Annotated in this window: 15 protein-coding genes; 7 read left to right on the forward strand and 8 right to left on the reverse strand. The window is 71.2% G+C overall.

Annotated features, from left to right (window positions below):
- Positions 1 to 218 precede the first annotated feature (218 nt).
- The 4 genes from ACWDR7_RS06345 to ACWDR7_RS06360 form a co-directional block, all read right to left on the reverse strand.
- The gene (locus ACWDR7_RS06345) at positions 219 to 1,457 is read right to left on the reverse strand and encodes an alpha-hydroxy acid oxidase (protein WP_449854085.1); all 1,239 of its coding nucleotides are present in this window, start codon (positions 1,455 to 1,457) and stop codon (positions 219 to 221) included.
- An 11-nt stretch (positions 1,458 to 1,468) separates the two neighbouring features.
- The gene (locus tag ACWDR7_RS06350; protein WP_449854086.1) at positions 1,469 to 2,896 is read right to left on the reverse strand and encodes a rhamnulokinase; all 1,428 of its coding nucleotides are present in this window, start codon (positions 2,894 to 2,896) and stop codon (positions 1,469 to 1,471) included.
- Between the two features lie 136 nt (positions 2,897 to 3,032).
- Positions 3,033 to 5,069 (reverse strand): bifunctional aldolase/short-chain dehydrogenase, encoded by a 2,037-nt coding sequence (locus tag ACWDR7_RS06355; RefSeq protein ID WP_449854087.1) that lies wholly within the window; start codon positions 5,067 to 5,069, stop codon positions 3,033 to 3,035.
- Between the two features lie 68 nt (positions 5,070 to 5,137).
- Positions 5,138 to 5,896, reverse strand: coding sequence for a DeoR/GlpR family DNA-binding transcription regulator (locus ACWDR7_RS06360; RefSeq protein ID WP_449854088.1), 759 nt, complete (start codon positions 5,894 to 5,896; stop codon positions 5,138 to 5,140).
- Positions 5,897 to 6,108: 212 nt separating this feature from the next.
- Here ACWDR7_RS06360 and ACWDR7_RS06365 point away from each other — a divergent pair, with 212 nt between their 5' ends.
- From ACWDR7_RS06365 to ACWDR7_RS06390, 6 genes are read left to right on the forward strand one after another with little or no spacing between them, the layout of a single operon-like run.
- A complete protein-coding gene (locus ACWDR7_RS06365) occupies positions 6,109 to 7,374 on the forward strand; it encodes a hypothetical protein (protein ID WP_449854089.1) in 1,266 nt (421 codons plus the stop codon).
- A 59-nt stretch (positions 7,375 to 7,433) separates the two neighbouring features.
- Entirely contained in the window at positions 7,434 to 8,408 is a 975-nt protein-coding gene (locus ACWDR7_RS06370; RefSeq protein ID WP_449854090.1) for an aldose 1-epimerase family protein, read from the forward strand.
- Complete coding sequence (locus ACWDR7_RS06375; protein WP_449854091.1) at positions 8,405 to 9,904, forward strand: sugar ABC transporter ATP-binding protein; 1,500 nt, start codon at positions 8,405 to 8,407, stop codon at positions 9,902 to 9,904. The genes ACWDR7_RS06370 and ACWDR7_RS06375 overlap by 4 nt, the downstream gene beginning before the upstream one ends.
- A complete protein-coding gene (locus ACWDR7_RS06380) occupies positions 9,901 to 10,890 on the forward strand; it encodes an ABC transporter permease (RefSeq protein WP_449854092.1) in 990 nt (329 codons plus the stop codon). The genes ACWDR7_RS06375 and ACWDR7_RS06380 overlap by 4 nt, the downstream gene beginning before the upstream one ends.
- Positions 10,887 to 11,933: an ABC transporter permease gene (locus ACWDR7_RS06385; protein ID WP_449854093.1), complete on the forward strand. Its 1,047-nt coding sequence runs from the start codon at positions 10,887 to 10,889 to the stop codon at positions 11,931 to 11,933. The genes ACWDR7_RS06380 and ACWDR7_RS06385 overlap by 4 nt, the downstream gene beginning before the upstream one ends.
- Positions 11,930 to 12,892 (forward strand): sugar ABC transporter substrate-binding protein, encoded by a 963-nt coding sequence (locus ACWDR7_RS06390; RefSeq protein ID WP_449854094.1) that lies wholly within the window; start codon positions 11,930 to 11,932, stop codon positions 12,890 to 12,892. The genes ACWDR7_RS06385 and ACWDR7_RS06390 overlap by 4 nt, the downstream gene beginning before the upstream one ends.
- Positions 12,893 to 12,958: 66 nt before the next feature.
- Here the strand turns inward: ACWDR7_RS06390 and ACWDR7_RS06395 are convergent, their stop codons facing one another.
- The 4 genes from ACWDR7_RS06395 to ACWDR7_RS06410 form a co-directional block, all read right to left on the reverse strand.
- On the reverse strand, positions 12,959 to 13,984 hold the full coding sequence (locus tag ACWDR7_RS06395; protein ID WP_449854095.1) for a LacI family DNA-binding transcriptional regulator: 1,026 nt from the start codon (positions 13,982 to 13,984) through the stop codon (positions 12,959 to 12,961).
- Between the two features lie 65 nt (positions 13,985 to 14,049).
- Positions 14,050 to 15,360, reverse strand: a complete 1,311-nt coding sequence (locus ACWDR7_RS06400) for an MFS transporter (RefSeq protein WP_449854096.1) — start codon at positions 15,358 to 15,360, stop codon at positions 14,050 to 14,052.
- Positions 15,361 to 15,386: 26 nt separating this feature from the next.
- Entirely contained in the window at positions 15,387 to 16,550 is a 1,164-nt protein-coding gene (gene rhaI / locus ACWDR7_RS06405; RefSeq protein ID WP_449854097.1) for an L-rhamnose isomerase, read from the reverse strand.
- A gap of 40 nt (positions 16,551 to 16,590) precedes the next feature.
- The gene (locus tag ACWDR7_RS06410) at positions 16,591 to 16,962 is read right to left on the reverse strand and encodes an L-rhamnose mutarotase (protein ID WP_449854098.1); all 372 of its coding nucleotides are present in this window, start codon (positions 16,960 to 16,962) and stop codon (positions 16,591 to 16,593) included.
- A 131-nt stretch (positions 16,963 to 17,093) separates the two neighbouring features.
- Here ACWDR7_RS06410 and ACWDR7_RS06415 point away from each other — a divergent pair, with 131 nt between their 5' ends.
- Positions 17,094 to 18,086, forward strand: coding sequence for a LacI family DNA-binding transcriptional regulator (locus ACWDR7_RS06415; protein WP_449854099.1), 993 nt, complete (start codon positions 17,094 to 17,096; stop codon positions 18,084 to 18,086).
- Positions 18,087 to 18,123: the final 37 nt, after the last annotated feature.

The following is an 18,123-nucleotide window of genomic DNA, read 5'->3' on the forward strand; positions in this document are numbered from 1 at the left end:
CCCGCGCCGGCGCTCGCGCGCCGGCGAGGCGGCGCTTCGCGCCGCGGGGCGGCCACATCGGCGGCCGCACGCTCGCTTCGCTCGCACAGTGATCGGCTGCGCGGTGGCTTGGTCGGACCCGTCGTTTGGCCCGACCGGTTGCACCGCATCGGTTGCTGAACGGAGCGCCGAAGGCGCGGAGATGAAGCGACCACCGCAAGCGGGGCGGCCGCCTGCGGTCAGGGCTTGGGGATGGGCTGCAGGCGCGACAGCTGCGTGACGTGGCGCGGCTCGAGCTCGGCCAGCGTCGAGACACCCAGCAGCGCCATCGTCCGGACGATCTCGCTGCGCAGGATGTCGATCGCGCGATCCACGCCCGCGCGCCCGCCGGCCATGAGGCCGTAGAGGTAGGCGCGGCCGATGAGCGTGAACTTCGCGCCGAGGGCGATCGAGGCGACAATGTCGGCGCCGTTCATGATGCCGGTGTCGATCATCACGGTGGTGTCGCGGCCGACCTCCTTGACCACGTGCGGCAGGAGGTGGAACGGCACGGGGGCGCGGTCGAGCTGGCGGCCGCCGTGGTTGGAGAGGATGATGCCGTCCACGCCCAGGTCGACGAGGCGCTTGGCGTCGGCGACGTTCTGCACGCCCTTGATGACGATCTTCCCCGGCCAGATGCCGCGGATGACGTCGAGATCCTCATAGCTGATCGTCGGATCCATCGCCGCGTTCAGCAGCTCGCCCACGGTGCCGCCCGTCGACGACAGCGAGGCGAACTCCAGCTTGGGTGTCGTGAGGAAGTCGAACCACCACCACGGGCGGGGGATCGCGTTCACGATCGTGCCGAGCGTGAGCTGCGGCGGGATCGAGAAGCCGTTGCGCTTGTCGCGCAGGCGGGCGCCGGCGACCGGGGTGTCGACCGTGAACTGCAGCGTGTCGAAGCCGGCCTCGGCCGCGCGGCGCGCGAGGCCGTACGAGATCTCGCGGTCGCGCATGACGTACAGCTGGAACCAGTTGCGGCCGTGCGGGTTGGCGGCCTTCACGCCCTCGATCGAGGTGGTGCCGAGCGTCGAGAGGGTGAAGGGGATGCCCGCGGCCGCGGCGGCGCCCGCCCCGGCCGTCTCGCCCTCGGTCTGCATCAGGCGCGTGAAGCCCGTGGGCGCGATGCCGAAGGGCAGGGCCGACGGGCCGCCCAGGATCTCGGTGCTCGTGTCGACGTTCTCGGCCGGCCGCAGGATGTCGGGGTGGAACTCGATGTCCTCGAACGCCTGCCGCGCGCGGGCCAGCGACAGCTCGCCCTCGGCGGCGCCGTCGGTGTAGTCGAACGCCGCGGCGGGCGTGCGCCGCTTGGCGATCGCGCGCAGGTCGCCGATCGTGAGGGCGGCGTCGAGGCGGCGCGTGCGCGCGCTGAGCGTGGGCCGCTTGAACTTCATGAGCTCGAACACGTCGGCCGGGCGGGGGAACTGTCGGGTGACCATGGGCACTGCCTTCAGGGACGGGCGCGCGGCGCGTGGCGGCGCGGCTGGTGGGAGCGGGAGACGGTCTCGCGCAGGCTCTCGAGCGAGCCGGAGACGAGGGCCGCGGCGCGGGCCTGCACGAGGAGGTTACCAAGGGCCGTGGCCTCGACGGGGCCGGCGAGCACCTCGAGGCCGGAGCGGTCGGCGGTGCGCTGGCAGAGCAGTTCGTTGAGCGCGCCGCCGCCGACGATGTGGATCGTCTCGACGGCGACGCCCGACAGCTCGGAGGCCTTGCGCACGGCGTCGGCGAAGGCCTGCGCGAGGCTCTCGACGATCGAGCGTGCGAAGGCGGGCCGGTCCTGCGGCACGCGCAGGCCGCGCTCGCCGAGCCACTGCGCGATCCGCGCCGGCATGTCGCCGGGTGGCAGGAAGACCGGGTCGTTCGCGTCGAACACCGGCACCTCGGCGTCGAACTCGGCCGCCGCGCTCAGCAGGGCGGGCAGATCGACGGCGGCGCCGTCCTCGGCCTCCCACGCGCGCACCGACTCGCTCAGCAGCCACAGGCCCATCACGTTGTGCAGGAAGCGGACGCGGTCGTCCACGCCGCCCTCGTTCGTGAAGTTCGCCTCGCGCGCCGCGTCGGTGAGCACGGGCTGCTCGGTCTCCACACCCACGAGGCCCCACGTGCCGCACGAGATGTAGGCGGCGCGGTCGGCGCGCATCGGCACCGCGACGACGGCCGAGGCGGTGTCGTGCGATCCGACGGCGACGACGGGCGCGTCGCCGCCCACCTCCGCCGCCACGTGCGGCAGGAGCGAGCCGATGCGCGCGCCCGGATCGACGAGCTCCGGCAGGATCGCGGTCGGCACGCCGATCCGCTCCGCCAGCTCCGCATCCCACGCGCGCGTGCGCACGTCGAGCAGGCCGGTGGTCGAGGCGTTCGTGCGCTCGGCCGTCTTCTCGCCCGTCAGCAGCCACGCGAACAGGTCGGGCACGAGGAGCAGGCCGTCGGCGAGCCCGAGCAGGCCCGCCTCGCGCTCGCACGCCAGCTGGTACAGCGTGTTGAACGGCAGGAACTGCAGGCCGTTGCGGCGGTAGAGCTCCTCGAACGGCACGGCGGCGTGCACGAGCTCCACGCCGCGGGCCGTGCGCTCGTCGCGGTAGTGGAACGGCGTGCCGAGCATGCGGTCGCCCCGCATGAGCGCGTAGTCCACCGCCCACGAGTCCACGCCGATCGAGCGGATCTGCGGCTCGGCCGCGAACGCCGCGCCCAGTCCGTCGAGCGCGCCGCGGTACAGCGCGATGAGGTCCCAGTGCAGCCCGCTGGGGGTGCGCACGGGCGCGTTCGGGAACCGCCCGACGGTCTCCATGGCGATGGATCCGCCGTCGAAGCGCCCCACGATCACGCGCCCGCTCGTCGCCCCCAGGTCGACCGCCGCGACGGCGCCCGACCCGCTCACGACGGTTCCCCGGCTGCACAACGAAGGAGATCCGTGGTCGCCGTGGCGTCCGGGCGGCGGGAAACCGCGGACGATCCGGTGCGGCGCGCCCGGTCTTCCTTCGTTGTGCAGACGCGCAGGGGAGTGATCACGCCGCTCATCGCAGGAACGCCTGGGCCACGCCCGAGTCGACCGGGATGTGCAGGCCGGTCGTGCGGCTGAGCTCGGGGCCCGTGAGCACGTACACGGCGTCGGCGACGTTCTCGGGCACGACCTCGCGCTTGAGGATGGTGCGGTTGGCGTAGAACTGGCCGAGCTCCTCCTCCTTGACCCCGTACGTCGCGGCGCGGTTGGCGCCCCAGCCCGAGGCGAAGATGCCCGAGCCGCGCACGACGCCGTCGGGGTTGATGCCGTTCACGCGCACGCCGTGCTCGCCGAGCTCGACCGCCAGCAGGCGCACCTGGTGCGCCTGGTCGGCCTTCGTCGCCGAGTACGCGATGTTGTTCGGGCCCGCGAAGACCGAGTTCTTGGACGAGATGTAGACGATGTCGCCGCCCATGCCCTGCTCGATGAGCGGCTTCGCGGCGGCCTTCGAGACGAGGAACGATCCCTTCGCCATGACGTCGTGCTGCAGGTCCCAGTCCTTCTCGGTGGTCTCCAGCAGCGGCTTCGACAGCGACAGGCCCGCGTTGTTCACGACGAGGTCGATGCCGCCGAACGCGAGCAGCGTCGCGTCGATCGCGGCCTGCACGCCGTCGGCGTCGGCGACGTTCGCCGCCACGCCGATCGCGACGTCCGTCGATCCGAGCTCGGCCGCGACGGCCCGCGCCTTCTCGAGGTCGAGGTCGGCGACGACCACGCACGCGCCCTCCTTCGCCAGGCGCGTGGCGATGGCCTTGCCGATGCCCGAGGCCGCGCCGGTGACGAATGCGATCCGGCCCTGGTGCGTCTTGGGCTTCGGCATGCGCTGCAGCTTGGCCTCCTCGAGCGCCCAGTACTCGATCCGGAACTTCTCGGCGTCCGAGATGGGGGCGTACGTCGACAGCGCCTCGGCGCCGCGCATCACGTTGATCGCGTTGACGTAGAACTCGCCCGCCACGCGCGCGGTCTGCTTGTTGGCGCCGTAGCTGAACATGCCCACGCCGGGCACGAGCACGATGAGCGGATCGGCGCCGCGCATGGCGGGGCTGTCGGCGGTCGCGTGCGCCTCGTAGTACGCGGTGTAGTCGGCGCGGTACTGCGCGTGCAGCTCCTTCAGGCGCGCGATCGACTCCTCGACGGAGGCCGAGGCCGGCAGGTCGAGCAGCATCGGCTTGACCTTGGTGCGCAGGAAGTGGTCGGGGCAGCTCGTGCCCAGCTCCGCCAGCGCGGGGGCCTTCTCGGAGGCGAGGAAGTCGAGGACGACGTCGGCGTCGGTGAAGTGCCCGACCATCGGCTTGTCGTGGCTGGCCAGCCCGCGGATCGTCGCCGCGAGGGCGGCCGCCTTGGCGCGGCGCTCGTCCTCCGGCAGCGCCTCGAAGCCGGGGCGGACGGATCCGAACGGCTCGGCCTTGCCGTGCGCGTCGATGTACGCCTGCGCGGTCTCGATGATCCAGAGCGAGTTGCGCTCGCTCTCCTCGCTCGTCTCGCCCCACGCGGTGATGCCGTGACCGCCCAGGATCGTGCCGATCGCCTGCGGGTTCTGCTTCTTGATCTCGGCGATGTCGAGCCCGAGCTGGAAGCCGGGGCGGCGCCACGGCACCCACACGACCTTGTCGCCGAAGATCTTCCGCGTCAGCTCCTCGCCGTCGGCCGCCGTCGCGATCGCGATGCCGCTGTCGGGGTGGAGGTGGTCGACGTGCGCGGCGTCGACGAGGCCGTGCATGGCGGTGTCGATCGAGGGAGCGGCGCCGCCCTTGCCGTGCAGGCAGTAGTCGAAGGCCGCGACCATCTCGTCCTCGCGCTCGATGCCGGGGTAGACGTCGACGAGCGCGCGCATGCGGTCCAGGCGCAGCGTCGCGAGCCCCGCCTCGGTGAGCGTGCCGAGGTCGCCGCCGGATCCCTTCACCCACAGCAGCTCGACGGGCTCGCCGGTGACGGGGTCGATGTCGGTGCCCTTCGCCGACGTGTTGCCGCCGGCGTAGTTGGTGTTCTTCGGGTCGGAGCCCAGACGGTTGCTCCGGGCGATGAGTGCCTCAACGGCGGGGTTGGTCATGCGTGTCCCTTCGGACGCGGTGTTATGTCATGTGAAAGATAACAGAGTCAAACGTTATCCGGAAGCGCTCACAGGATCTCCGCGGCGTCCCGATACGGATCCAGCTGCGGGTCGCGCGGATCGAGCTCGGTGACGAGCGTGGCGAACTCCCCGACCTCGAGGGCGCGCGCCGACGCGCGATGGCCGAGCTTGCGTGAGTCGACGCACAGCACCGTGCGCGTGGCGCCGCGTGCCATCACCCGCTTCACCTCGGCCTCCTCGATCGACACCTCGGACGTGCCGTCCTCGGCGTCGACGGCGGCGGCCGAGGCGAAGAAGACGTCGACATAGACCGATTCGAGCGCGCGGTGCGCCATGGGGCCGACGAGGCTGCCCGTCGTGGGTTCCGCCGTTCCCCCTGACAGCACGGCGGTGACACCCTCGAGTCGGCTCAGCACCTGGAACGACTCGAAAGCGTTCGTGTAGACCGCCAGCCGCTCGCGTGCCCCGAGTGCTCCCGCCAGCGTGTGCGTGGTCGTCGAGGCATCGAGGGCGATCGCCCCGCGCTGCGGCACGAGGGCGAGCGCCTTCGCCGCGATGGCGCGCTTCGCCGTCGCGCGCACGGCGAGCCGGGCATCGAAGGCGCGCGCCGTCTCGGGAGCCACCGCGCCGCCGCGTACCCGCCGCACACGGCCCTCCGTCTCCAGCTCCAGGAGATCCCGGCGGATGGTCATGCTCGAGACGGCGAACAGCTCGGCGGCGGCGTCGATCAGCACGCCGTCCGGTTCGTGGGCGAGGGCGACGAGCCGCTCGCGGCGCCGTTCGACATCGAGATCGCGGAGGGGCATGGGGGAATCCTAAGAGGCTCGCGGCGTCCGGCTCCGCGCCCGGGGAGGGGAGGCGGAGGGCGCGCACCCCCCGAGCCCCGGAACGTGAGCCGACGTGTGTTGACACGACCACGGCCGCGCGCTAGCTTCATTGAAATCAATTCGGGTTCAATGAACCATACGCGAGGTAGGCGACGACGCCCTCGGCGTCCGTCGCCGGATCGAAGGAGATCATGACGAAGGCTGGGCCCTACGACGGTGTGACGTCCGAGACGGCGGCGATGGAGCGCGCCATGGAGGCGGGCGGGGGGATCCTGCGCCTCGCACCCGCGTGGGTGCCGCGCGCCTTCTGCGCGCCGGCGAAGCGCCTGCGCCTGCACCCGGACGACTACTTCCCGCTCGCCAAGGACCGCGGCGGGATCGACGAGCGCTGGCTGGCGTCGGCGATCCGGGCGGACAACGGGCCTCTCACCGACCCGTTCGAGGGCCTTTCGCTGGTCGTCGGCCCGGACGGGGCGCTCATCCCGTTCGACGAGTTCATCGCCCACTTCCGTGCGGACGCCATCGGGCGGCACTGGGACACGCACGGGCTGTGGCCGATGTACTCGAAATTCTTCGACAACCTCGCGCCGCTGCCCTTCCACATCCACCACCGGGACGAGCACGCCGCCCTCGTCGGCAAGCCGGGCAAGCCCGAGGCCTACTACTTCCCGCCGCAGATGAACAACCACCCCGGCGAGTTCCCGTACACCTTCTTCGGCCTGCACCCGGAGACGACCAGGCAGCAGGTGCTGGACAAGCTGGAGGCCTTCCTCCGGGGCGGGGACAACCGCATCACCGACCTGTCGAAGGCGTACCGGATCACGCCCGGCACCGGCTGGGATGTGCCGGCCGGGGTGCTGCACGCGCCGGCGAGCATGTGCACCTATGAACCGCAGGCGGCGTGCGACGTGTTCGCGATGACGGAGTCCTGGTCGAACCACCGGGAGGTGCCCGACGATCTCCTGTGGAAGGACGTGCCCGAGGACCGACGGGGAGACCTGGAGTTCATCGTCGAACTCGTCGACTGGGACCGCAACGTGGACCCGGAGTTCTGGAGCCACCGGTTCACGCCCCCCGTGCAGACCTCCGCGTCCGCAGCCGCCGGCGGCCGCGACTACGTCGAGAAGTGGGTCACCTACCGGTCCGACAGCTTCAGCGCCAAGGAGCTCACCGTGCGACCGGGAGGCACCGCCACGGTCGCGGACGCGGATGCGCATGGGCTCATCGCCGTCGGCGGCGTGGGAGAGATCAACGGGCAGCACATCGCCGCCATCTCGTCCATTCGTTACGGTCAGCTGTCCTCCGACGAGTTCTATGTCACCGCCGCGGCCGCGGCGAACGGCGTGACGATCCGGAACCTCTCGCCGACCGAGGACCTCGTCGTCCTCAAGCACTTCGGCCCCGGCAACGGCGAGCTCGAGCGCGACCGTGCGATGCTCCCGCTGGGACGGCCGTGACCGCCCCCGGGGAGCGCCCTCCGCTCCACGGCGCGGACGAGAGGGAGCTCCCGCGCCGTGTGGGAGCGCTCAGCCAGGTCGCGCGGATCGACCGCTTCACGGAGGACGACGGGCCGGCCCGCGGCGCCCGGCGGCTGCGCATGATCACCGGGGGCGGGCTCGAGATCGACGTCCACCCGGATCGGGCTCTCGACCTCGGGCACGCCACCGTGCGGGGCGTTCCCGTCGCCTGGATCTCGCCGACGGGGATCGGCTCCCCTCACCTCGCGGAGCATGGCGGCACGGAGTGGCTGCGGACCTTCGGCGGCGGGCTGCTCGCGACCTGCGGGCTGGACACCTTCGGGCCACCCAGCACCGACGACGGGGTGGAGTACCCCATGCATGGGCGGGTCGGCACCACGCCCGCGTCGGTGAGCGAGATCCGTGTGGCCGACGGTGAGCTGCGCATCGCGGGCGAGGTGCGCCAGGCGAAGGTCTTCCAGGAGAACCTCGTGCTGCGGCGCACGCTGACGGCCCCCCTCGGCGGCACCGAGATCACGATCACGGACACCGTCACGAACGAGGGACTCTCGCCCGCGGGGCATCTCGTGCTCTACCACGCGAACTTCGGGTGGCCGCTGCTCGACGAGCGCGCCGCGCTCGAGATCCCGTCCCGGCGCGTCACCCCGCGCGACGCGGCCGCGGCCGCGGGCGTCGCCCGATGGGCGGAGATCGAGCCCCCGCAGCCCGGCTTCGCCGAGCAGGTGTTCCTCCACGACTTCAGCGCGGGGGAGGGGCGCGCGGTCATCGACAACCCCGCCGTCGACGTGCGGTGCGAGCTCCTGTTCGACGCGAAGACGCTGCCCGCTCTGCATCAGTGGAAGATGTCCGGCGTCGGGCACTACGTGATGGGGCTGGAGCCCGCGAACGTGGGCCACATCCAGGGGCGTGCCCGGGCTCGGGCCGACCGCGTGCTGCCCGTGCTCGAGGTCGGCGAGTCCGTGACCTACTCCCTCACCTTCCGTTTCGGTCCCTCGCAGAGGAGAGGACGATGACAACGACCCGCGTCGCCGCCCTGCACATGCGGGGCATCGGCAAGTCCTTCCCGGGCATACGGGCGCTCTCGGACGTGGAGCTGGAGGTGCACCCCGGTGAGGTGCACGCGATCGTCGGAGAGAACGGTGCCGGCAAGTCCACGCTGATGAAGATCCTCGCGGGGATCTACCAGCCCGACGACGGCACGATCTCGCTCGACGGTGAGGAGGTGCACCTCGCCGGGCCGATCGACGCGCGCCGTCGCGGCATCGGCATGGTGTATCAGGAGCTCAACCTGGTTCCCGACCTGACCGTCGCGGAGAACATCAGCCTCGGCCGCACGCCCGCGCGCGGCGGATTCGTCGATGCGCGCACGCTGCTCTCCCGGGCGCAGCAGGTGCTCGACGACCTGGACGCCCACGTCGACCCGCTGCAGCTGGTCGGCTCGCTCACCGTGAGCCAGCAGCAGATCGTGGAGATCGCGAAGGCGTACGCGAGCGAGCCGCGCATCATGGTGCTCGACGAGCCCACCTCGTCGCTCAGCGAGCACGAGGCGCAGTCGCTGTTCCGGGTCGTGCGGCGGATGAAGGCGAACGGCGTCGCCGTCATCTACATCAGCCATCGGCTGCGGGAGGTGCTCGACCTGGCCGACCGTGTCACCGTGCTGCGTGATGGCCGCCACATCGAGACGCGCGACGTGGCGGGGATGACACCCAACGACATGATCCGCTCCATGGTGGGCCGTGACCTGACGGACGTGTTCCCGAAGCGCGAGGTCCCGATCGGCGACGTCGTCCTGGAGGTGCGCGGCCTGAGCCGCGCCGGCGTGTTCGAGGACGTGTCGCTCACGGCCCGCGCCGGTGAGATCGTGGGCCTCGCCGGGCTCGTGGGTGCGGGCCGCACCGAGGTGGCACGGGCGATCTTCGGGCTGGATCCGCATGATGCGGGCACCGTGCGCGTCGGCGGCGTGCAGGTGATCGCCTCCGACCCCCGCGGCGCGGTCGGCGCGGGAATCGCCTACGTTCCGGAGGACCGCAAGCGCGACGGGATCGCGCCCCAGCTGTCGATCCGAGACAACCTCTGTCTGTCCGTGTTGCCGTCGCTGAGCCGCCTCGGCTGGCTGTCCCGTCGGCGCGAGAACGCCGTCGCGAGGGAGCAGGTGGAGGCGCTCGGCGTCTCCCCGCCTCTCGTGGAGCGCAGCGTGTCCACCTTGAGCGGCGGAAACCAGCAGAAGGTCGTGCTCGGGAAGTGGCTGGCGGCCAAGCCGCGCGTGCTCATCCTCGACGAGCCGACGCGGGGCGTGGACGTCGGCGCCAAGGCCGACATCCACACCATCATCGGTGCCCTCGCGGCCGCCGGCGTGGCCATCGTGATGATCTCCTCCGAGCTTCCCGAGGTGCTGGCCGTGAGCGACCGCGTGTACGTCCTCCACGAGGGCCGCGTCACCGGCGAGCTCAGCCGCGCCGAGGCCACGGAACAGGTCGTGATGAAGGCGGCGACAGGAGAAAGCGAATGACCCTCACCGGATCGATGGCCGGTCCCCGGCTGACACGAGAACGGGGCGCCACCCGCGCGCTGAGCTGGGTGGGCTTGCCCGGCGGCATCGTGGCGCTGCTGCTGATCGGCGCGCTCCTGAGCCCGCAGTTCCTCACCGCGCGCAACCTCACGAACGTGCTGATCAACATGTCGATCGTCGGCGTCATCGTCGTCGGCATGACCTTCGTGTTCATCACGCGCGGCATGGCCGATCTGTCCGTGCCCGCCACCGTCGCCGTCGGCGGGATCCTCGTGCTCGCGCTCCAGCCGCAGATCGGCAGCATCCCGGCGGCGGTGGTCGCCGTGCTCGTCGCCACCGCGGCCGGAGTGCTCAACGGCGTGTTGATCGGGTACGCGGGCCTGAACCCCGTCATCACGACCCTCGCGACGGGGATCATCGTCCTCGGCATCGCCCAATCGGCGGTGGGAGGTGTCATCGTCTACGGCAGCGACAAGCAGATGCAGGGCTTGCTCACCAGCCGCATCCTCGGCGGCGTCCCCGTGATCGTCCTGATCTTCCTTGCCGTGGCCGTCCTGGGCCACCTCGTGCTCTCACGCACCGTCCTCGGTCGCTGGACGTACGCCGTCGGGTCCAACCCGTACGCCACGCGCGCGAGCGCCGTACCGGTCAAGCGCACGCGGGCCGCGGCCTTCGTGCTCACGGCGGGCCTGGCGGGCTTCAGCGGGGTGCTGCTCGGGCTGACGCTGCAGACCGCCCGTCCCGGGATCGGTCTCGGCTACGAGTTCGACGCGATCACCGCCGTCGTCGTGGGCGGCGTCAGCCTCCTCGGCGGGTTCGGGAACATCCCCCGGGCGATCGGCGGGCTGCTGTTCGTCCAACTGCTCACGAACATCCTCGTGCTGCAGGGAGTGCCCACGGAGCCGCAGGGGCTCATCAAGGGGGCGCTCATCGCGGGCGCGGTGGCGCTCGATATCGCGCTGCGACGCAGAGGAGGAGACCGATGAACACCGCCCGTCGATTCTTCGACGGCCCCATCTTCCTGGGGCTCGTGCACTACCGGGTGATCATCATCCTCGTGGCGACCCTGATCGTCGGCGCCTCGACGGTTCCGGGATTCTTGGAGATGCGCTCGCTGAGCCTCAGCCTCGACAGGGTCGCCACCATGGGGCTCATCGCCGTCGGGCTCACGGTCGTGCTGATCGCGGGTCAGCTGGATCTGTCGGTCGGCGCGATCCTCGCGCTGTCCGGCATCGCCGCGATCGGGCTGCAACCGCAGTTCGGGCAGTTCGGGGCCGCCCTCATCGGACTGGCCGTGGGCATCGGCGCCGGCATCGTCAACGGCATCCTCGTCGTGGTGCTCAAGGTGAACTCGCTGGTGGCCACGCTCGCGTCCATGCTGATGTTCCGGGCGCTGTGCCACACCCTCACCGACTCGCGTCCGGTCAGCGGGCTCGACCCGCTCTTCGGGCTGGCGGTGTCGCGCCCGATCGGCGGCCTGTTCAGCCTGCGCACTTTCCTGTTCTTCGCCGCGGTGGTGCTGCTGGCCATCTGGCTCTCGCGCACCGTGGCGGGCCGGAACCTGTTCGCCGTCGGCAGCAACCACGTCAGCGCCACCGCGAGCGGTGTGCGGTCGCACGGTTACCTCTTCGGCGCGTTCGTCTTCAGCGGGCTCATGGCCGGCGTCGCCGGCGTCGTGCAGAGCCTCGCGGTCAACACGGGCTCGCCCGTGTTCGGCGAGACGATCGCGCTCACGGCGATCGCGGCGGTGGTCATCGGCGGCACCCGCCTCGAGGGCGGGCGGGGCTCGGCGTGGGGCACCCTCGGCGGTCTGCTCGTGCTGGCCGCGCTCACGACGGCGATGGAGTACCAGAGCGTGCCGTCGTACGTGCAGGACATCGTGACCGGCGTCATCCTGCTCCTCCTGATCCTTCTCGACCGCTTCGTGTCGAGCAAGACGCGGCGCGTCGAACCCCTGGACGCCGTGATCCGGCGATGGCGGATCACACGCCGCAACACCACCCCATCCGAAAGGACTCACGCACCATGAGAAGCACCCACCTGATCGGCAGCGTCGCCGTGGGACTGACCGCGCTCGCGCTCGCCGGATGCGCCGGTGACAGCGGCGCAGCCGATGGTTCCCTGGACATCTGCTACATCACCGCCGCCGAATCGCACGCGTACGCGACCCCCGCCAACGAGGCGTTCCAGGCGGCGGCGGAGGAGGCGGGCGTGAACGTCACGCTCCTGAGCCAGGACTTCGATGTGCAGACCGGCACCGAGCAGCTGAACACCTGCATCGGCCGCAACCCGGACGGCATCGTGCTGTGGCCGCTCGACCCGCAAGCGTATGTGCCGGGCCTCGTGTCCGCCCAGGATGCCGACATCCCGGTCGTGCTCATCAACACCCCCATGGGCGAGCAGGCGGAGGGCCTGTACGCGTCGTTCACCGGCCCCGACGTCTACGAGGAGGGCGTGCTCTCCGCGGATGCGCTGAACGAGACGCTCGGTGGCGAGGGGAACGTCGTGATCATCGCCGGTCAGGCCGGCAACGGCACCACGATCGGACGCACCGACGGCTTCACGGATCGGCTGAAGGAGCTCGGGTCGGACATCGAGGTCCTCCAGACCGTCAACGCGGACTTCGATCAGCAGAAGGCGCTCGAGATGAGCCGCGACCTGATCACGCGGTTCGGTGACGACATCGACGGGGTGTACGCCAACGACGACACGATGGCGCGGGGATTCATCGACGCGTGGACGGAAGCGGGCAAGTCGCTCGAGGACATCCCGGCGATCGTCGGCATCAACGGCCAGCAGGACGCCTTCGAGGCGATCAAGGAGGGCTACTACACGGCCACGATCGTGCAGTCGCCCGTCGAGGACGGCCGGCTCGCCCTCGAAACGATCGTGAAGGTCGCCCAGGGGGAGTCGGTGGATGCGCGACTGCCCATCCCGCTCACCGTCGTGACCGCGGAGAACGTCGACTCCGAGGAGCCGGCGTTCTGATCCGTCGCGAGGGGGCCGGTCGCGTGTTCGCGACCGGCCCCCTCGCCGTCGGGGGTGCGGCGGGCGTCAGGTCGTCTCGCGCACGACGAGCTCCGGCTGCAGGACCACGTGATTGTTGCGCGGCTGCGGTGCATCGTGCCGCATCAGCTCCATCACCATGCGCACGGCGGTGGCCCCGAGAAGGCGGCGCGGCTGACGCACCGTCGTCAGTGGCGGGTGGGACAGCTGGGCCCACTCGAGGTCGTCGTACCCGACGACCGCCATCTCCTCCGGCACGCGCAGTCCGGCGCGGATGAGCGATTGGGTCGCCCCGAGGGCGACCATGTCGTTCGCGCAGACGAGCGCGGTCGGGCGTCGCTCCGGCTTGCGGTCGGCCAGCAGCGCGCCGGCGGCGCGGCCGGCCTGCACGGTCCACGATTCCGCCTCCAGCACATCGATCTCCACGTCGCCGGCGGCGCGCGCCGCCTCGCGCGCCCCTTCCAGCCGCATCCGCACCTTGGGGGAGCTTTCGGGGTGCCCGACGAAGGTGATCCGGCGGTGACCGCGGGCGATGAGGTGGGCGGTTCCCAGGCGGCCGCCGAGCCTGTCGTCCACGACGACGCTCCAGGCGTCGCGCGCCTCCTCGCCCACCCGGTCCACGAAGACGGTGGGGACGCCCCGGTCGCGCAGCATCTGCAGGCTGGAGCTGCGCTCGTCGACGGGCGAGATGATGATGCCCTGGACGCGCTGCTGGACGAGGAGGTCGAGGTTCTGGTTCTCCCGTTCCGGGTCATAACCGCTGTTGGTGAGGACGACACCCGCGCCCACTTCGCGGGCGGTTTCCTCCGCGCCCAGTGCCACGTCCACAAAGAACGGGTTGTCGAGATTGGCCACGACGATGCCGAGGGTGCGAATGCGGCCCGGGCGGAACTGGCGGGCGCGCTGGCGCGGCGTGAAGCGAAGCTCACGGATGGCTTCGAGGACGCGCTCCCGCGTGGCGGCGTTGACGTAGAAGGGGCGGTTCAGGACATTGCTGACCGTTCCCGCCGACACACCGGCGCGCGCGGCGACGTCGCGGATCGTCACCGGCTTCGCCGAGCCCCCGTCGTTCATTGAACAAATCTAACCGGTCGCGCGCCGCGGCCCGCGACCCGCCGGCGCGGGTCGCGGGCGAGCGGTCAGACCTTCGCGGGCGCGTCGGTGTGCAGCGGCACGCGGTCACCGTAGCGCTCGCGCTCGATCTGCTCGAGCGTCTTGCCCTCGGTCTTGGGCGCCCAGATCGTGCCGATCAGGAGGGCGGCCGCCAGCAGGCCGAGGATGATCAGGCCGAGGTTCCCGAGGCCGATCGTGTTGAGCAGCACGGGGAAGACGAGGCTCAGCAGGCCGACCATGACGCGGGCCAGCATGAACAGCACGCCCTGCGCGCTCGCCCGGTAGCGGGTGGCGAACAGCTCAGCGGTCCACAGGCCGTAGAAGGCCTGCGCCCCGATGCCGGCCGAGACGCCCCACGCGACGGCGAAGAACACGAGCGAGACCATGCCGGGGGGAGCGTAGATGAGCACGATCCAGCCGACGATGCCCAGCAGCGCGCCGCCGAAGTACAGCCAGCGGCGGCTCACCCGGTCGCCGTAGCGCATGAAGCCGGCCCACGTGGCGAGCGCGGTGAGCGACCACACGAGCACCTGCAGCAGGTTCTGCTGGATCTCGTCGTGCAGGCCCGCCGCCTCGTAGACGCGCGGCTGGAAGATGCCGGCCTGGCCGGCGACCGTGTTCCAGAGGCCGTACACGCCGAGCAGGAACAGCAGGGCGCCCCAGTTCTTGGGGTTGCGCAGCAGGTCGACGATGCCCGAGAAGAACCCGCCGCGCGTGCCGGCGGCGGTGGCGGCGTCGCGCTCGTCCTTCCAGCGGCGCGACTCGGGCAGACCGCGGCGCACCCACCACGTGATGGCGGCGATCACGAACAGGTGCACGAAGATCAGGCGCGAGCCCATCAGGCCCAGCGGGTGCACGAGCACGGCCAGCAGGAAGCCGACGGCGGGCCCGATCGACCACGCCAGCTGGGCCGTGCCGACGTGCGCCGCGCGGTGCTCGTCCGGCGCCTCCTCGGCGATGTAGGTCCACGACGCGGGCACGCCCGCGCCCACGGCGATGCCCATGAGGATCACGCCGCCGAGCAGCATGGGAAGGCCCGCCGAGAACGCGACGAGCAGGGCGCCGATCATGAACACGATCAGGTCGTACGTGTAGATGAACTTGCGACCGAGGCGGTCGCACAGGGGGCCGCCGATGGCCGCGCCGATCGCGGCGCCGAAGGCGTTGGCCGAGAGGGCGGCGACCATGCCGACGACGCCGTCGTCGAAGCCGAACGCCTCCTGCCACAGGCCGAGGCTCGTTGCGAGGGCGATGATCGCCCCCGCCTCGATGTAGTTGGACATGGCGACCGCGATCGTCGCCTTCCACGCCGTGAGCGTGCGCTTCTGAGTGGTCATCAGGGTGCGTCTTTCCGTTCGGTGCGTCACGCGCCCCAGCCGGCCTGCTGGCCGCCGACGCGCTCGTTCTCGATCCGCTGCTGGTAGCCCGACTCGATCTGGGCCTGCATGGGGTCGGCGGGCAGGCCGCGCGACGCGCGCCACTCGGCCAACGCCGGGCGCACGTCCGTGTAGAACGCGTCCATGAACACCGCGTTGGCGGCGAGCGGGTCGCCGGCCACCTGCGCGGCGCGCAGCGCCGCCTGGTCGACGAGCAGCGCGCGGGCTGTCATCTCCTGCACGTTCAGCACCGAGCGGATCTGGCCGAGGATCTTGTTCTCGACGTTGTGGCACTGGTCGAGCATGAACGCCACGTCGGGGTTGTTCAGGCCGCCGCCGCGGATCACCTCGAAGACGATCCGGAACAGCTGGAACGGGTCGGCGGCGCCCACGATGAGGTCGTCGTCGGCGTAGAAGCGGCTGTTGAAGTCGAACGAGCCGAGCTTGCCGAGCCGCAGCAGCTGCATGACGATGAACTCGATGTTCGTGCCGGGGGCGTGGTGGCCGGTGTCGAGGCAGACCATGGCCTTCTCGCCGAGCGCCGACACCTGGGCGTAGGACGTGCCCCAGTCCGGCACGTCGGTGTGGTAGAACGCCGGCTCGAAGAACTTGTACTCGAGCACGAGGCGCTGGTCGTCGCCGAGGCGGTCGTAGATCTCCCGCAGCGACTCGTGCAGGCGATCCTGGCGGCCCCGCATGTCGGCCTGGCCGGGATAGTTCGACCCCTCGGCGAGCCAGATCTTGAGGTCGCGCGAGCCGGTCTCGTGCATCACGTCGATGCACGCGAGGTGGTGGTCGATCGCCTTGCGGCGCACCGCGGCGTCCTCGTGGGTGAGGGCGCCGAACTTGTAGTCGTCGTCCTGGAAGGTGTTGGAGTTGATCGTGCCGAGCGCCACGCCCTCGTCCTCGGCGTGCTTGCGGAGGTCGCCGAAGTCGCACATGTCCCACGGGATGTGCAGGGCCACGCTGGGCGCGAGGCCGGTGAGGCGGTGCACCTGCGCGGCGTCGGAGATCTTCTCGAACGGATCGCGCGGCGTGCCGGGGGTGGCGAACACCTTGAAGCGGGTGCCGGAGTTGCCGAACGCCCACGAGGGCAGCTCGATGGCCTGCTGCTCGAGGGCGGAGAGGATGTCGGGGCTGAGGGTGGTCACGGTGGGCCTTTCTCGCGCGGGCGTCGTCGCCCTGGGTGGTTCAGGATCGGGTCTGGGAGAGCTGCGTCTCGAGGTGGAACACCTCGGGATGCGTGGGTGCGCCCTGGTCGGCGCGCGCGTCGAGCTCGACGAAGAAGGGGCGCATCGACTCCTCCCAGCGCGCGGCCACCTCGCTCTGGGCGAGGTACGCGCGGGAGGCCTCGTCGTCGTCCGTCTCGTAGACGCCCACGAGCAGGCCGCCGCCGAGGTGGAAGATCGAGTAGTCGCGGCGCCCGGACGCGGCGATCTCGGCGAGCATCTCGGGCCACACGGGGGAGTGGCGGGCGATGTACTCGTCCACGAGCTCGGGGCGCACGCGCAGCGTGAAGCAGATTCGCTGCGGCTGGCGCGGGGCGGAGTCAGACGTGCTCATCATCGAGTCTTCCTGTCGTTCGGTGCGCCGTCGTCGCGTCACCTTCCGGGGTCCGACGCGCGATCCGCGCGCCGGATGAATCGTTTCATTATGAAACGATACATGCTCCGGGGGCAAACGAAGGGGACGGTATGGTGGTCAGCATCCGCGATGTGGCGGAGCGCGCGGGCGTCTCGGTCGGCACGGTCTCGAACGTCCTGAACCGCCCCGGCGCCGTGGCCGAGGACACGGTGCGGCGCGTGCGCGGCGCGATCGACGAGCTCGGCTATGTGCGCAACGACGCGGCGCGCCAGCTGCGCGCGGGGCGCAGCACCACCGTCGGTCTCATCGTGCTCGACGCCCGCAACCCGTTCTTCATGGACGTCGCGCGCGGCGCGGAGGACGAGGCGGCCGCCCGCGGGCTGTCGGTGATCGTGGGCAACAGCGGCGAGCAGGCCGATCGCGAGGCGGCGTACCTGAGCCTGTTCGAGGAGCAGCGCGTGCGGGGCGTGCTCGTCTCGCCGATCGGGGGCGAGCTGGAACGGCTCGCCCGGCTGCGCGACAAGGGCACGCCCGTCGTGCTCGTGGACCGCGGCGCGCCCGGGAGCGGCTTCTCGTTCGTCGCGGTCGACGACGAGCGCGGCGGCTACCTGGCCGCGAGGCACCTGCTGGATCGCGGGAGGCGCCGGATCGCGTACGTGGGCGGTCCCGAGGATCTGCGGCAGGTGGCGGATCGCCTCGCGGGCGCGCGGCGCGCGGTGGCGGAGGTGCCGGGCGCCTCTCTCGAGGCGGTCTTCCGATCGGCCCTCACGGTGCTCGAGGGGCGGGCGGCGGGAGACGCCCTGGCGGCGCGCGGCGCGGATCGCCCGGACGCCGTCTTCGCCGCCAACGACCTGCTCGCGATCGGTGTGATGCAGGCGCTCGTGATGACGCGCGACATCCGCGTGCCCGACGACGTCGCCCTCATCGGCTTCGACGACATCGACTTCGCGCAGTCCGCCGTCGTGCCGCTGTCGTCGGTGCGGCAGCCGAGCCACCTCATCGGCGCGACGGCCCTGGGCCTGCTCGCCGACGCGGCCGACGGCGCCGCCCCGCGCGAGATCCAGTTCGAGCCGGAACTGGTCATCCGCGCCTCGACGGAGTGAGTGTTCTTTTCAGAAGCGTCTGCGCGCGCTCGGGCAC

This window comes from Microbacterium sp. NPDC003461 (genome assembly GCF_053588335.1).